We start from the raw sequence: 14,444 nt of genomic DNA, 5'->3' as shown, positions 1-14,444 counted from the left end.
GGGTAAAGCCCCCTCAGCCGGCGCTGTCCTCCACCGCGCTGGTCACCACCGGGCCGACGAAGGCATAGCCCACGCCGTGCACCGCCTGGACCGGCAAGGCGCAGCCGCTGCGCTCCTCCACCTTGATGCGCAGGCGGCGGACCAGCGAGTCGATGGAGCGGCTGTAGGGGTCCCAGTCACGGCCGGTCAGCGCAAGGGAGATGTCCTGGCGGCTAACCGCTTCGCCGGGCGCGGTGACCAGCAACGAGAGGAACTTGTACTCCGTCGCGGTCAGCGGCACGGCGGCGCCGGTCGGCGGCTGGATGCGCCATTCGATGTCGTCGAACAGCCACGCCTTGCGCAGGTCCGCCGACGGTGCGCCGACGGGAGCGGCGGGCGGCGCCGGGACATGGTCCGCGGCGGGCGGCGAATCGGCGCCCTTCTGCATCCGGCGCATCAGCGCCTTGACCTGCGCCTCCACCTCACGGAAATCGACCGGCTTGACCAGATAGACGTCGGCGCCAAGTTCCAAACCGATGACGCGGTCGATCAGGCTGGAGCGTGCCGTCAGCATGATGATGGCGGCCGGCGAGCCGGCGCGGATCCGGCGGGCGACGGAAAAGCCATCCTCGTCCGGCAGGTTGATGTCGAGCACGATCACGTCGGCCGGCCCTGCCTCCAGCAGCCGGTCCAGTTCCGCACCGCGCGACGCCCCCCGCACCTCGAAGCCGCAACGGTCGAGATATTCGACAAGATCGTCACGAAGGTCGGCTTCGTCCTCGACCACAATGATCCGGGCCACGACGCCTCACGCCCCCAATTCACATTCGTATGAGGTTATCTTAAACGCCTGGACGGGTTACGCAAACCCTATCGGACGAATGGAATAAACGAGGCCGCGCAATATCGGTTCCGCTGCCCTACCGATTGGACAGGTAACGGTCGCCGACCGTCGCGGCATAGCGCGCCACCCATTCGCGGTCGATGGCGTCGACGCGGCCCTTCGCCTTCAACTCCGCAAAGCAGCGGTCGAAGTCGGCGCGCAGCGACTCGTCGCGGAAAACCATGCTGTAGGACGTCGGCGGGAAGATGGCGGTGAACTGCACCGGCTGGGCCGGATCGAACGGCAACCCGCCGGCGGATTTCGCCTTTTCCTGAAGCTGGCGGTTGTATTCGGCGAAGATCAGGCCGTCGGCCAGCACCGCGTCCACCCGGCCGGCGAACAGCAGGTTGGAATGCACCATCTGGTCGGCGCGCTCGCGGAAATCGCCGAAGCTGGGGATCGCGGCGCGCAGGCCGGGCAGCACGTCCGGCGCGCCGGAAAAGGTGATGACCCGCTTGCCCGCCAGATCGGCCAGCGACCGCACCGTCAGGCCGCTGCCTTTCAGGACCGAGGCGCCGTTCTGGTAGAAGATATAGGGGACGGAGCGGGACCCCGGCATCTCCATTCCCGCCGGAACGGTGGTGACGGCATCCACCTGCCCGCCCGCCTGCACACCGTCGCGATAATCGTTCCAGTGGCGGCCGAAGGGAAGCACCTTGAAATGCGCCTCGTGCCCGCAGGCGGCCAGGGTTTCCTTGATGATGGACGCCTCGCGCCCGGTGCCGTCAGCGGTCATCATCGGCGGCAGTTCCGGCGCCAGGATCGTCACCGGGCGGGCCGCAGCCGGCAGCGCCGCGGAGACGACGCCGATGATCAGGGCGAGGCGGGCCGCGACGTCCATGGAGGCAGCGAATGCACGAACACCGAACGCCATCCTTCGCACCCCGTCCTTGCCAGCCTGAGATCTAGTCCGCCGCAACCGCCGCGGCCAGCCCGGAGGCTGTCCGTCCCGGAAAGTAGCATGGACGACGGCGCGGCCGTCCACGGAAATTCCCGCGTCCGGCAAAGGCTTCGGCGACTTGCAAGGGGGGTATGTCACAGTTCGTCGCATTTGGTTGGGATTGGTCGCCGGCCGTTGCCGGTCGTTCCGATTTTTCCGGCCACTCCGACAATGAACACCCCTTTGCCAAATGTTATTTCAGGACTGAGTAATTCGGTCGTGCTATGGATAGGCTCATCGGCCACTCGCATGACGCCCGCCGGCGGGCTTGATGACTGTCGGCATGTTGCACGCGGGGGTGGATTTACTGATGGAAATGGGACTACCGCACCCCCGAACCTCCGGGCCGGGGGTGGCATGAAACCCGCCATGGATGCAAAGGCCCCGATCGGCCGGGTCAGGAGGATGTGGATGAGCGTCACGGGATGGGACGACACCGAATCCTATACGCTTCGCGGCGCCGGCCCCCGTGGATCGGGTGACGAGGTCGCCCGCGCCGGCGGATCGTCTCTGCTCACACGCGTCATTCTGATGATCGTCGGCTGCACGCTGCTGGTCGGGCTGATCGCCATGGGCGTGTCATCCGTGCTGGTCGGCCGGCAGCAGCGCGACGCCCTGACCCACCGCGCGACCCTGGTCGGCACGCTGCAGGCCTCGGCCATGGGGCAGGCCGTGTGGGAGTTCGACACCCGCGCGGTGGAGGCGATGATCCGTGGCCTGATGGCCGAGGACCCGGCGGTGCGCGGCGTCAAGGTGTGGGCGGCGACCGGCGGGCGCGGCGGTCATGGCGAACCGCTGGTGGAACTGGACCGGCCGGCCGGGCGGGCGGAACTGGCGACCGTCGAACGGCAGATCGTGATGTCCGGCAGCACCGGCGAGCGCACGATGGTCGGCCTGCTGCGCATGACCTATTCGCTGGAGGAGGCGGAAAGCGCCACCCTGACGGCGCTGGCGCCTATGGCCGGCCTTGTCTTCTTCTCGCTGCTCGCCGTCATCGGCATGATCAGCGTTCTGCTGAACCGGCTGGTGCTGGCGCCGCTCGCCCGGCTGACCCGGTCGGCAGGGGCCATCGCGGCCGGCGACTACCGCGTGCGCCTGCGGAACAGCCGTTCCGACGAGATCGGCCAGTTGACCGTCGCCTTCAACCATATGGCGGAAACCGTCCACGACTATACCGAGCGGCTGGAACAGCGCGTCGCCGAACGGACGGAGGAGCTGCGCCAGTCCAACGACCAGCTGGCCGTCGTCAATCGGCAGGTGATGGACAGCATCCAGTATGCCAGCCTCCTGCAATCGGCCATCCTGCCCGACGAGCGCGAGATGGCGCGGCATCTGGACGGCGTCTGCGTGCTGTGGCGGCCGCGCGATGTGGTGGGCGGCGATTTCCACATCTTCCGCGAGTTGGAGGACGGCCGCTTCCTGATCGGCGTCGCCGACTGTTCCGGCCATGGCGTGCCGGGCGCCTTCATGACGATGACGGTGTCGGCCATCCTCGACCATGTGCTGTCGGAAACGCCGGACAGCGATCCGGCGGCGATCCTGGGCGGGCTGAACCGCATGGTGCGCGCGGCGCTGGCCCGCGGGCGCGACAACCCGCGCTTCGACAACGGGCTGGACATCGGGCTGTGCCTGGTGCGGCCGGACCAGGGCGACCTGCTGTTCGCCGGCGGCCGGATCGGCCTGCACATCGTCGATCCCGGCTCTGACAAGGTCGGCGAGGTGAAGGGCGATCCGCAGAGCCTGGGCTATCGCCGCTCCGATATCGGCCACCGCTTCGCCACCCACCGGGTGGAGCTGGCGCCGGGCCGCAGCTTCTACCTGACCACCGACGGTTTCCTCGATCAGGCCGGCGGCGCCCGCGGCTTCGGCTTCGGCAACCGCCGCTTCAGCACCATGCTGCTGGAGCACGACGCGATCCCGATGGCCGAGCGCAGGACCGCCTTCGTGCAGGCCCTGGCCGAGCATCAGGGCGAGCGGCCCCAGCGCGACGACATCACTCTGGTCGGCTTCACCGTTTCACCGGCAATCGCGACGGTTTCGGCTGCCGACGCATCCTCATCCCAACCCGTCCACCCGTAAGGCAGGTCGTCAAGGTACGATGAAAGGCAACGAACTCTTCAACCTGCAGGAACTGCTGTCGCGGCAGAAGCTGCTGATCTGCTTCAGCGGCCCCTTCAGCCACAGCGTCATCGAGGAGCTGGGCAAGGCGGTCCGCAACCATCTGGAAAATGAGCGGATCGAGAAGTCGGCCATCATGGACGTCTTCTCCGTCTATGTGGAGCAGGCGCAGAACGTCCGCAATTACACGGCGTCGCGCGAAGCGCTGGGCCGGCCGATCCCGGCCAACAGCGGCATCGTGGTGATCGGCAAGGACGGCGACCATTACGTCGTCAGCTCCGGCAATCTGGTGGAGGCGGACGACGTTCCCGGTCTGTCGGCGATGCTGGAGAAGCTGCGCGGGCTGGACAAGGCCGGCCTCAAGGCGGTCTACAAGGAACAGTCGCGCAAGCCGCGCGAGCCGGGCGCCAGCGGCGCCGGACTGGGGCTGATCGACATGGCGCGCAAGGCCACCCGGCCGCTGGAATACTCGCTGCGCGCCGTGGACGACGCCTATTTCTTCTTCAGCCTTGAAGTCCAGCTATAAGAAATCACGGAACACGCATAATGGACAGTTTACGGATCGAGGCAACCTCCTGCTCGCCCCTGATCGATTTCGATCCGGCGGCCGGGCTGTTGCGCATCGAAGGGGAATCCTATCCGGAGAATTCCTTCGACTTCTATGCACCGGTGTTCGGCTGGCTGGAGGAGTATCTGAAGGCCCCCGCCCCGGCGGTGGTGCTGGACATCGGGCTGAGCTATCTCAACACCAGCAGCATCAAATGCATGATCGACGTTCTGGAGATGCTGGACGGCGCCCATCAGAACGGGCAGACGGTGTCGGTGCGCTGGCATTACGACCGCGACAATGACCGTGCGCTCGACATGGCCGAGGAATTTGCCGAGGACGTGTCGCTGCCTTTCGAAATTCTGGCGCACTGATCGCGCACTGAGCATTCGGGATGACGATGCGGTCGCAGGAACAGGAGCTTCGTCAGTGGGTTCAGCGGCTGGCCGAGGATCCGGCCAATGCCGACAACCCGCTGCTGGCGGAATTCCAAGCGCTGGCGGAACGGCACGGCAAGCTTTTGCGCCAGTTCCGCAAGATCGCCAAGATCAGCGACCGCCTCCAGACCGAGACCAAGGAGATGGCGCTCCAGCAGCGCCAGTTCGTGCTGATGGTCAGCCACGAATTCCGCACGCCGCTGGCGATCATCGACAGCGCCTCGCAGATGCTGGAGCTTGAGCCGAAGCTGCCGGTTTCGGCGATGCCGCGGGTGGGAAAGATCCGCAACGCGGTCCAGCGGATGCTGCACCTGATCGAACGCTGCCTGACCAACGACCGGCTGGGCACCGCCGCGGCGCGGCCGATGGCCGTCGACCTTGCGGCGATGCTGACCGCCCTGGCGGGCGAGGTGGGTGCTTCGGCCTGCGGTCACCGGGTCGAACTGCATGGCGCCGACCGTCCGCTCCCGATCCCCGGCGACCGCGACCTTTTGGCCATTGTGTTTTCGAACCTGCTGGAGAACGCTGTCAAATATTCGCCGAACGGGGGGACGGTCCGTGTCGACCTCTCGGCCGGCGAGGGGCAGGTCACGGTGCGGATCACGGACGAGGGAATCGGCGTCAATGCGGCCGACGCGGCGCGGCTGTTCGACAAGTATTTCCGCGCGTCCAACGCCGCCGGGACGACCGGTGCCGGGCTTGGGCTCCACCTTGCCCGCTGCATCGTGGACACCCACGGCGGCGGCATCTCGGTGACGAGCGAGCTGGGGCGGGGATCGGCCTTCACCGTCCGGCTGCCGGTATCGCGGGCCGAGATTCGTGTGACCACCACGGTCCCGGTGGCAGAGGAGGCGTCATGACCGGCGACACCAAATCCGCCGGCACCGGGCTTGGCACCGGGCTTGAGGGTGCGCAGGTGACGGGTTTGCCCAGGCGCTGGGCCTTGCGGCGGGGAACGGTGGGCATGATGCTGCAGGAGCAGAAGATCCAGGACTGGCTCGCCCGCCTTGCGGAGAACCCGGATTACGCCGCCCATCCGCTGATGGGGGAATTCCGCGCGCTCGCCGACGACCATTTGAAGCTGATGCGGCAGTTGACCAAGATCGCCAAGATCAGCGACCGCATGCAGACCGACACCCGCCAGATGGCGCGGGCGCTGCACGCCGCCTCGCAGACCGATCCGCTGACCGATCTGCCCAACCGCCGTCAGATGATCGAACGGCTGGAGGCGGAGCTGTGCCGTGTCGGCCGCAGCGGTGGCGGCTTCGCGCTCATCATGCTGGACATCGACCATTTCAAGGAAGTGAACGACGCCTTCGGCCATGCCGCCGGCGACCATGTTCTGGTGGAAACCGCCGGCCTCCTTCGGCGGAACCTGCGCGGGCACGATCTGTGCGCCCGCTGGGGCGGCGAGGAGTTCCTGATCCTGTTGCCCGACACCGATCAGGACCAGGCCGAAGCGGTGGCGGAAAAGCTGCGGGAGATCATCGCCCGCCATCGCATCGCGCATCAGGATCACGCCATCATCGTGACTCTGAGCCTGGGCGTCGCCGCCTACCGCGAGGGGCGGACGGCCGATACCTGCATCCAGGCGGCCGACGATGCGCTGTACATCGCCAAGCGCGCCGGGCGCAACCGGTGGGCCGCGGCGGCCTAAAGCGGCGGAGACGTCGGCTCGGGAGCGGGGGCCACCGCAACCATACCGATGTTCAGTTCCTCCAGTTGCGCCAGGGCGCCGGCCATGCCGGTGGCGACCAGACTGGCGTCGGTCTCGGCACTGGCGCGCTCCGGCACCTCGGCTTCCGGATGGGCGCTCCACAGGCAGAGCAGGATCGGCACGCGCGGACCGAAATGCAGGCGCAGGCGGCGCACCAGCCGCCGGCTGTGACCGAGGGCGGACGGGTTGAGGGAGGACAGCACCACCGCATCCACCCCGGCGGTGCCCAGGCTGGCGATGGTGCGCGATGACACCTTCTCGCACGGCACGACATCGGTCTGGATGCCGCGGCCGGTCAGCAGATAGGCCAGAAGCCCGGCCGCCGCCTCGTCCAGATTGTTGCGGACGCCGACACAGAGCACATGGGGGGCGTCGCCGGCCGGGGCCCCAGTGTCGCTCAACTCGTCCAGCAGGCTCGCCATGCCCTCGGCCACCGCCTGCCGGCCCTCCGGGTTCAGGGTGCCGCGCTGGCGGTCCTGCTCGGCCAGCGACAGGACGGGAAGCAGCAGGCCGTCGGCCAGTTCGACCGGGCTGCATGCGGCGAGCCGCTCCTCGGCAAGCTCCGTCGCTTCGGTGGGATCGCGGGCGAGCAGGCGCTGGTACACCTTCGCCTCGTCCGGCAGGACAGGGCGGTCGCCCAGCATCACTTCCAGGAAATGCAGCTGCGGCACATGGCGCCCCAGCACCACCAGACAGACGGTCAGCGGCGTCGCCAGCAGCAGCCCGACCGGCCCCCACAGCGTCGTCCACACCACCGCCGCAACGATGATGGCGAGGGACGACAGGCCGGTCGCCGTGCCGTAGAGCCAGGGCTCCACCACATTGTTGGAGAACAGCTCCACCGCCACGAACAGGGCAATGCACAGAAGCGGCAGGGTCCAGCCAGTGTCGACCGCGAAAGACAGCAGAATCGGAAAGGCCGACGCGATCACCGGCCCCAGGAAGGGAATGAAGCGCAACACCGTGGCCATCAATCCCCACAGCAGCGGGTTCGGCACGCCCAGCAGCCACAGCCCGACGCCGATCGGCAGGCCGTAGGTGACGTTTACCACCACCTGCATCAGCAGATAGCGGCTGACCCGTTCGCCGGCGTCGTTCATCGCCTCCGTCGTGCGGCTGAGGTCGCCGGACCCGACCAGACGGATCAGGCGGTCGCGCAGATCCTCCCGCTTCAGCAGCATGAAGATGGTGAAGACCAGCACCATGCCGGCTGTGGCGATGGGTGTCATCGCCGGACCGAGAAACCGGCGCACGAGGTCGAACACGCCGGTGTCGGACTGGTCGATGCGCACGGGCACGGGTTCGCGGCGCGGCGGGGTGGCGGGGCCGCCCTGCGGCGACGGCGCGGCGGTGGTGCCCTGCTGCTCCGGCGTCGCGCTGCCGGTGGCATTCTCCAGCTCCTGTTTGAGATCGCGGAAGGCCTCGGCCGCCTGCTTGATGACACCGCGGTCACCGGTCGACGTGGTGGCGCTGCGCAGGGATTCGATCCTGGTGTGGATGTTGCGCTGATAGGTCGGCAGATTGTCGGCCAGATCGCCGAGCTGGCTGCCCACCACCGCGCCGAAGCCGATGATGGCGAGAAGCAGCAGGACCACCACCGCCAGCACCGACGGCACGCGGCCGAGGCGCCAGCGCTCCAGCCGGCTGACGATTGGCGTCAGCACGAAGCCGAGCAGCACCGCCAGGGCAATCGGCATCAGGATGTCCGCCGCCAGATACAGCGTCACCACGATCAGCGTGATGATCAGCAGGATGGTCTGGGTGGAAACGGGGGGAGCGGCCTTCGTCACCGCGATGGGGCGTGCCTGCAGCCGGCGGGCGGTGTCCTCGGCCATGATCGTCGGGCTTTCCGGATGGGAGAATGCCCGACAGGAACACCGGCCGTGCCGCCACGTTCCCTGCCGCCGCGCTTGAAGGAGGCGCAGGCATTTCCGCACGGGAACACACCGATCCGATAAGGGCGCTGGACAAGGCGCGTTTCGGTGGCATCTTCGGCACGGGGACGCGGGCAATCACGGTGGACGGGGGACGGGGGACGCGACGACCATGCGCTGGTTCATTCTTGCCATCCTGTTCGTCGCCCGCACCTGTATGGCGCTGGAGTTCCAGATCCTCGGCGCCGTGATGCCGTTCGCGCGGGTGGATCTGGACAGCGACTATGCCGCCATGGGCCAGTTGATGGGCCTGTTCATGCTGCCGGGCATCGTGCTGGCCTTGCCGGCGGGCATGCTGAGCAGCCGGTTCGGGCTGAGGCGGCTGGCGGTCTTCAGCCTGCTTCTGCTGGCCGGCGGCAGCGCGCTGTTCTCGGTCAGTCACGATTATGGCACTGCCCTGGCCGGGCGTCTGGTCGGCGGGGCCGGCAACGCGGTGCTCAGCGTGCTGGTGTCGGCAATGGTGGCCGAATGGTTCCGTGACCGCGACCTGTCGACGGCGCTGTCCATCGTGTTCATCAGCTGGCAGTTCGGCCTCGCCGTCGCGCTGGCGGTGTTCCCGGCGATCGCGGAGGCGGCCTCCTGGCGCTGGGCCTGCCATCTGACGACTATGGTCTGCCTGACGGTGGCGGTTCTGGTGGCGCTGGCCTATCGCTCGCCCCCCGGCACCGCCACCGCCACGCCCACCGCCACAGGGCGGCGGAGCATGCCCAGCCTGCGCCTGATCGCCCGGCGGCAGAGCATCCTTCCCACCCTGGCCGGCATCATCTGGACCGCCTACAATGTCGGGCAGGTGATTTTCCTGACCTATGCACCGGCCCTGCTGGCTTCCACCGGCATATCGGTGACCGAGGCGTCGCGCACCGTCAGCCTGACCGTCTGGGTGACCATGGCCACCATGCCGCTGGGCGGCCTGCTGACCGACCGTTGCGGCCGGCCGCTGATGCCGGTGGCGGTCGGATCGCTGGGTGCCGCAGCGGCGGGGACGGCCTTCAGCCTGGGAGCGCCGCCCATGTTGAGCTGCATCATCGCCGGCCTGTTCCTTGGCCTGCCGGCCGGCGGCATCCTGGCCCTGCCGGCCCGCCACTCCGCCCCGGGCGACACGGCATGGTCGCTGGGCTGGTTCATGACCGTCTTCTATATCCTGATGACGCTCATCCAGATGCTGGCCGGCCTGATCCGCGACCGCACCGGCAGCGACCTCGTCACCGTCGAGTTCGGCTGCGCGCTGCTGGCGCTGGTTGCCGTCGGGCTGATCCCGTTCGAACTGGCGCGCCGCGCGTTGCGGCCGTCCCCCGCCATGGCGGCCTGAGCCGCCGGATCAGGGGGCCGGTTTCAGGGAAGCGGCTGCTGTTGCGTGATGCAGTGGATGCCGCCGCCGCCGCGCACGATGTCCAAGGCCGCGATCTGCACCACCTCGCGGTCGGGGAAGGCCTTGCGGACGACGCGGAAGGCCTCGTCGTCGGCCGGATCCTCGAAGGCCGGCATGACGATGCCGCCGTTGGCGATGTAGAGGTTGGTGTAGGACAAGGTCAGGCGCACGCCGTTCACATCGCGGCGGGCCGGCTGCTGGATCGGGATGACCTCCAGTTCGCGGCCCTTCGCGTCGCGGGCGCGCTTCAACCGGTCGAGATTGTCCTGGAAGATCTTGAAGTTGGGATCGCCCGGATCGTCGGTGGTGATCGCCATCACCACGCCGGGGCGCACGAACAGCGCGATCTCGTCGATGTGGCCGTCGGTCTCGTCGTCCTGATAGCCCTGCCCCAGCCAGATCACCGTTTCGACGCCGAGATGGTCCTTCAGCTGCCGCTCGATCTCCTCCCGCGACAGGCCGGGATTGCGGTTGGGGTTGAGCAGGCACTGTTCGGTGGTGATCAGCGTCCCCTCCCCATCCACGTGGAAGGAGCCGCCCTCCATCACCAGGGGCGCGGAAAAGCAGGGGAGCTTGAGGTGGTCGAGGATCAGGCGGCCGACCTCACGGTCCTTCTCGCAACCCTCGTAATTGCCGCCCCAGGCGTTGAAGCCCCAATGGACGCCGGCCAGCCCACCCTTGCCATCGACGACGAAGCTGGGGCCGGTGTCGCGAATCCAGGAATCGCTGATCGGCAGCGGCAAAATCTGGATACCGGGGCCGCAGGCGAGCGAGGCTTCCGCCACATCCGCCGGGTCGCACACCATCGTCACCGGCTCGAAGCGGGCGATGGCCTGCGCGACCTCGGCGTAGGCGTCGCACGCGGCGTCGAAGGCACCCTCCGGCCAGGTTTCCGGCCGGCACGGCCACGCCATCCAGCATCCGCTGTGGCGAGCCCATTCGCCGGGCATGTGGAAGCCTTGGCCTGTCGGCATCGGGGCGTTCGGTGTCGTCATGCGTCGATCCCCCTACCCTTTTTTAAAAGTCCCTGCCCGTCGCGGCGGCCGTGTGACTAAAAACCGCGAGTCCCAAAACCGCAAGACTGGGACATTTTCCGTCCCGGTCCACCCTAACCACGGGAGCGCGCGTTTGGCAATCGCGTCCACGGCAGCGGGCACTTGGCCTTATGGCAGAGGAACTTTTGAACGGACGCGACATCGCGTCGGCATGCCGGGAGGGGGGCCGGCATGAAGGCCGTCGGCGGCCGATCAGGCGCCGGACGGCGGGCGCAGGGCGCGGCGGGCGGTGACCGTACGGGTGTTCGAATAAGCGCTGGAAACGGGACTGAAGAATCCAAGCCTCAACAAGGGGAACCACAGGAGCGCGCGCATGGCACGGCCTCTTTCGCTGTTGCAGATGGCTTCAACATAGCAAAAGAAACGGGCAATTGCCATCCATGGCGGCAGAATTCTCCTCTGCGCGGCCGGATGGGGTGCCGACATGATCTGCGGACCGGCCGGACCATGACGTCCGGCCGGCCTCCAGACTTCGGTCAGCCGTTCTGGATCGCCATCTGCTCGTCGCGTTTGCGCTGGCGTTCCTGGCGGGCCATGACGATGCTGGCGACGAAGATGCCGGTCGCCACCACCAGCACCATCAGGGTCGCCAGGGCGTTGATCTGCGGGCTGATGCCGAACTTCACGCTGGAGAAGATCACCATCGGCAGCGTCGTCGATCCGGGACCAGAGACGAAGCTCGCCACCACCACGTCGTCCAGCGACAGGGTGAAGGCCAACAGCCAGCCGGCTACCAGCGCCGGGGCGATCAGCGGCAGGGTGATGACGAAGAAGACCTTGGCCGGGCGGGCGCCAAGATCCATCGCCGCCTCCTCCAGGCTGCCGTCCATGCCGGCCAGCCGCGACTGGATGACCACCGCGACATAGGACATGGTGAAGGTGGTGTGGGCGATGGTGATGGTGGTGACGCCGCGTCCGTCGGGCCAGCCCACCCATTGCTCCATCGCCACGAACAGCAGCAGCAGCGACAGGCCGGTGATGACCTCCGGCATGACCAGCGGCGCAGTGATCATGCCGCCGAACAGCGTCCGGCCGCGGAACCGGCCGAAACGGGTCAGCGCCAGACCGGCGCAGGTGCCCAGCAGCACCGCCAGCGTTGCCGACACCGCCGCCACCTGGAAGGACAGGCCGGCGGCGGAAAGCAGCGCGTCATTGTGGATCAGCTCGCCATACCATTTGGTCGAAAAGCCGCTCCACACCGTCACCAGCCGCGACTCGTTGAAACTGAAGACGATCAGCAGCGCGATGGGGACATAGAGGAAGGCATAGCCGAACAGCAGTGCCCAGGACAGGAACCCGAACCGTTTCATCGCCCGGCCTCCGCCTGTTTGCCCTGCACATGCTGGAAGATCATGATCGGCACCACCAGGACCAGAAGCAGGGCGATGGCGACGGCCGACGCCACCGGCCAGTCGCGGTTGGCGAAGAACTCGTTCCACAGCACGCGGCCGATCATCAGCGTGTCGGGACCGCCCAGCAATTCCGGCGTCACGAACTCGCCCACCGCCGGGATGAAGACCAGCAGCGACCCGGCGATGATGCCCGGCAGCGACAGCGGCAGCGTGATCGACAGGAAGGACTTGAAGGGACGCGAGCCGAGATCGGCCGCCGCCTCCAGCAGGCTGGGGTCCATCTTCTCCAGGGTGGAATAGAGCGGCAGCACCATGAAGGGCAGGTAGCAGTAGGTCATGCCGATATAGACCGCCCAATCGGAATAGAGGATCTCCACGGGGCCGCTGGTGATGCCCGCCCATTCCAGCAGGTTGCTGATGACGCCGTTGCTTTTGAGGATGCCGATCCAGGCATAGATGCGGATCAGGAAGCTGGTCCAGAAGGGCAGGATCACCAGCATCATCAGCGGCCCGCGCCGCGCCGGATCGGCCTTGGCGATGGCGTAGGCCATCGGATAGCCGATCGCCAGGCACAGCAGCGTGGTGACCGCCGCGATCTTCAGCGAGTTCAGGTAGGCGAGGATGTAGAGGTCGTCCCCGCCCAGCCGGAAGTAATTGCTGATGTTCAGCAGGATCTGCAGCTTGGAGGTGCCGGCGTCCTCGTCGGTCAGCCACTCCACCAGCGAGGAATAGGGCGGCTGGGCGATGATCGATTCGGAGAAGCTGATGCCGAAGACGATCAGGAAGGGCACCAGGAAGAACAGCATCAGCCACAGATAAGGAACCGCGACGACCACGCCGCGGCCCCACAGCCCGATCCGGCTGAGGCCAGAAACGAGGACGGAGACGACCGTTCTCATTGGGTCAGCACCACGCCGGCGAAGGGACGCCAGGTCAGGGTCACCTCGTCCTCCCAGGTGATCGGCATTTCGGTGCGGCGGGTGACGTTGGGGGCGGTGACCCGCACCGTCTTGCCGGTCGGCAGCTGCACCAGATAGATCGAAACGTCGCCGAGATAGGCGATCTCGCGCACGATGCCGGTGGTCCGGTTGCGGCCATCTCCGTCCGCGACCGGATCCTTGGACAGGGCGATCTTCTCCGGCCGGATGGCGACCGAGACGGGGGAGCCGGCCGGCGCCGGGGTGGCGTGGGCGATCAGCAGTTCGCAGCCGGCGTCCTCCGACGCGACGATGACCTGATCGCCCTCGGTCGAAACCACGCGGCCGTCGAACATGTTGATCGAGCCGATGAACTCCGCGACGAAGCGGGTGTGGGGGTATTCGTAGATCTCGGTGGGCGTGCCGACCTGCGCGATGACGCCATGGTTCATCACGGCGATGCGCGAGGACATGGTCATCGCCTCTTCCTGGTCGTGGGTGACGACGATGAAGGTGACGCCCAGCTTTTCCTGAATGTTGACCAGTTCGAACTGCGTGCGTTCGCGCAGCTTCTTGTCGAGCGCGCCCAGCGGTTCGTCCAGCAGCAGCAGCTTCGGCCGCTTGACCAGCGAGCGGGCGAGCGCCACGCGCTGGCGCTGGCCGCCCGACAGCTGGTGCGGACGGCGCTTGCCGAAGGCCGACAGCTGGACCATCCCCAGCATCTCCGACACCCGGTCGCGGATCTCCGCCTTCGCCACCCCGTCCTGTTTCAGGCCGAAGGCGACGTTCTGCTCCACCGTCATGTGCGGGAACAGGGCGTAGGACTGGAACATCATGTTGACCGGCCGCTCATAGGGCGGGATGCCGGCCATATCGACACCGTCGATGAAGATCTTGCCTTCGGTCGGCTGCTCGAACCCCGCCAGCATGCGCAGCAGCGTCGTCTTGCCGGAGCCCGACCCGCCGAGCAGGGCGAAGAACTCGTTGCGGTAGATCGACAGGCTGACCTCGTCCACCGCGACGAAGTCGCCGAAGGTCTTCGTCACCTTTTCGATTCGGACATACGGCGTCTGGCCCGCGTCCTGCCACGGTTCCAGACGGGTGGGTTTGCGAATCGGCTGACCGGCCATCCGGGTTCCTCTTTCATGACGACGCCCCGGCTGCTCCCCATCGCTGGGGATCGGCCGGGGCGGGCC

General features: G+C 67.3%; 13 protein-coding genes. 6 read left to right on the top strand and 7 right to left on the bottom strand.

Features of this window, described 5'->3' with window-relative positions; genetic code table 11:
- Window positions 1-13: 13 nt before the first annotated feature.
- Entirely contained in the window at window positions 14-781 is a 768-nt protein-coding gene (locus FZ029_RS29005; protein ID WP_188052106.1) for a response regulator transcription factor, read from the bottom strand.
- A gap of 118 nt (window positions 782-899) precedes the next feature.
- Window positions 900-1,703, bottom strand: a complete 804-nt coding sequence (locus FZ029_RS29000) for a transporter substrate-binding domain-containing protein (RefSeq protein ID WP_149273295.1) — start codon at window positions 1,701-1,703, stop codon at window positions 900-902.
- A 510-nt stretch (window positions 1,704-2,213) separates the two neighbouring features.
- Here FZ029_RS29000 and FZ029_RS28995 point away from each other — a divergent pair.
- Genes FZ029_RS28995 through FZ029_RS28975 form a run of 5 tightly spaced genes read left to right on the top strand, consistent with a single transcriptional unit; the run spans window position 2,214 to window position 6,561 of the window.
- The gene (locus tag FZ029_RS28995) at window positions 2,214-3,881 is read left to right on the top strand and encodes a SpoIIE family protein phosphatase (RefSeq protein WP_149273280.1); all 1,668 of its coding nucleotides are present in this window, start codon (window positions 2,214-2,216) and stop codon (window positions 3,879-3,881) included.
- A 19-nt stretch (window positions 3,882-3,900) separates the two neighbouring features.
- A complete protein-coding gene (locus FZ029_RS28990; RefSeq protein WP_149273278.1) occupies window positions 3,901-4,446 on the top strand; it encodes a SiaB family protein kinase in 546 nt (181 codons plus the stop codon).
- A gap of 20 nt (window positions 4,447-4,466) precedes the next feature.
- On the top strand, window positions 4,467-4,841 hold the full coding sequence (gene siaC / locus FZ029_RS28985; RefSeq protein WP_149199097.1) for a biofilm regulation phosphoprotein SiaC: 375 nt from the start codon (window positions 4,467-4,469) through the stop codon (window positions 4,839-4,841).
- A gap of 20 nt (window positions 4,842-4,861) precedes the next feature.
- Entirely contained in the window at window positions 4,862-5,764 is a 903-nt protein-coding gene (locus FZ029_RS28980; protein ID WP_149273276.1) for a HAMP domain-containing sensor histidine kinase, read from the top strand.
- Window positions 5,761-6,561: a GGDEF domain-containing protein gene (locus tag FZ029_RS28975; protein ID WP_149273274.1), complete on the top strand. Its 801-nt coding sequence runs from the start codon at window positions 5,761-5,763 to the stop codon at window positions 6,559-6,561. The genes FZ029_RS28980 and FZ029_RS28975 overlap by 4 nt, the downstream gene beginning before the upstream one ends.
- Here the strand turns inward: FZ029_RS28975 and FZ029_RS28970 are convergent.
- Window positions 6,558-8,456 (bottom strand): AI-2E family transporter, encoded by a 1,899-nt coding sequence (locus tag FZ029_RS28970; RefSeq protein ID WP_149273273.1) that lies wholly within the window; start codon window positions 8,454-8,456, stop codon window positions 6,558-6,560. The genes FZ029_RS28975 and FZ029_RS28970 overlap by 4 nt on opposite strands.
- A 211-nt stretch (window positions 8,457-8,667) precedes the next feature.
- Here FZ029_RS28970 and FZ029_RS28965 point away from each other — a divergent pair, with 211 nt between their 5' ends.
- Window positions 8,668-9,864 (top strand): MFS transporter, encoded by a 1,197-nt coding sequence (locus tag FZ029_RS28965; protein ID WP_149273271.1) that lies wholly within the window; start codon window positions 8,668-8,670, stop codon window positions 9,862-9,864.
- A 23-nt stretch (window positions 9,865-9,887) separates the two neighbouring features.
- Here the strand turns inward: FZ029_RS28965 and FZ029_RS28960 are convergent, their stop codons facing one another.
- The 4 genes from FZ029_RS28960 to potA form a co-directional block, all read right to left on the bottom strand.
- A complete protein-coding gene (locus FZ029_RS28960; RefSeq protein WP_149273269.1) occupies window positions 9,888-10,919 on the bottom strand; it encodes an agmatine deiminase family protein in 1,032 nt (343 codons plus the stop codon).
- A gap of 536 nt (window positions 10,920-11,455) precedes the next feature.
- Window positions 11,456-12,289, bottom strand: coding sequence for an ABC transporter permease subunit (locus FZ029_RS28950; protein ID WP_149273267.1), 834 nt, complete (start codon window positions 12,287-12,289; stop codon window positions 11,456-11,458).
- A complete protein-coding gene (locus tag FZ029_RS28945) occupies window positions 12,286-13,230 on the bottom strand; it encodes an ABC transporter permease subunit (protein WP_149273266.1) in 945 nt (314 codons plus the stop codon). Before FZ029_RS28945 ends, FZ029_RS28950 begins: the two co-directional genes overlap by 4 nt.
- Window positions 13,227-14,378: a polyamine ABC transporter ATP-binding protein gene (gene potA / locus FZ029_RS28940; RefSeq protein ID WP_149273265.1), complete on the bottom strand. Its 1,152-nt coding sequence runs from the start codon at window positions 14,376-14,378 to the stop codon at window positions 13,227-13,229. Before potA ends, FZ029_RS28945 begins: the two co-directional genes overlap by 4 nt.
- Window positions 14,379-14,444 lie beyond the last annotated feature (66 nt).

This window comes from Azospirillum sp. Sh1, from assembly GCF_008365135.1.
GTDB lineage: Bacteria > Pseudomonadota > Alphaproteobacteria > Azospirillales > Azospirillaceae > Azospirillum > Azospirillum oryzae.
This window is presented reverse-complemented; position numbering and strand designations above follow the sequence as displayed.

Coding starts and splice junctions, on each gene's coding strand:
- FZ029_RS29000 (WP_149273295.1), bottom strand. CDS start 1,703: ATGGACGTCGCGGCCCGCCTCGCCCTGATCATCGGCGTCGTCTCCGCG.
- FZ029_RS28995 (WP_149273280.1), top strand. CDS start 2,214: ATGAGCGTCACGGGATGGGACGACACCGAATCCTATACGCTTCGCGGC.
- FZ029_RS28990 (WP_149273278.1), top strand. CDS start 3,901: ATGAAAGGCAACGAACTCTTCAACCTGCAGGAACTGCTGTCGCGGCAG.
- siaC (WP_149199097.1), top strand. CDS start 4,467: ATGGACAGTTTACGGATCGAGGCAACCTCCTGCTCGCCCCTGATCGAT.
- FZ029_RS28980 (WP_149273276.1), top strand. CDS start 4,862: ATGACGATGCGGTCGCAGGAACAGGAGCTTCGTCAGTGGGTTCAGCGG.
- FZ029_RS28975 (WP_149273274.1), top strand. CDS start 5,761: ATGACCGGCGACACCAAATCCGCCGGCACCGGGCTTGGCACCGGGCTT.
- FZ029_RS28970 (WP_149273273.1), bottom strand. CDS start 8,456: ATGGCCGAGGACACCGCCCGCCGGCTGCAGGCACGCCCCATCGCGGTG.
- FZ029_RS28965 (WP_149273271.1), top strand. CDS start 8,668: ATGCGCTGGTTCATTCTTGCCATCCTGTTCGTCGCCCGCACCTGTATG.
- FZ029_RS28960 (WP_149273269.1), bottom strand. CDS start 10,919: ATGACGACACCGAACGCCCCGATGCCGACAGGCCAAGGCTTCCACATG.
- FZ029_RS28950 (WP_149273267.1), bottom strand. CDS start 12,289: ATGAAACGGTTCGGGTTCCTGTCCTGGGCACTGCTGTTCGGCTATGCC.
- FZ029_RS28945 (WP_149273266.1), bottom strand. CDS start 13,230: ATGAGAACGGTCGTCTCCGTCCTCGTTTCTGGCCTCAGCCGGATCGGG.
- potA (WP_149273265.1), bottom strand. CDS start 14,378: ATGGCCGGTCAGCCGATTCGCAAACCCACCCGTCTGGAACCGTGGCAG.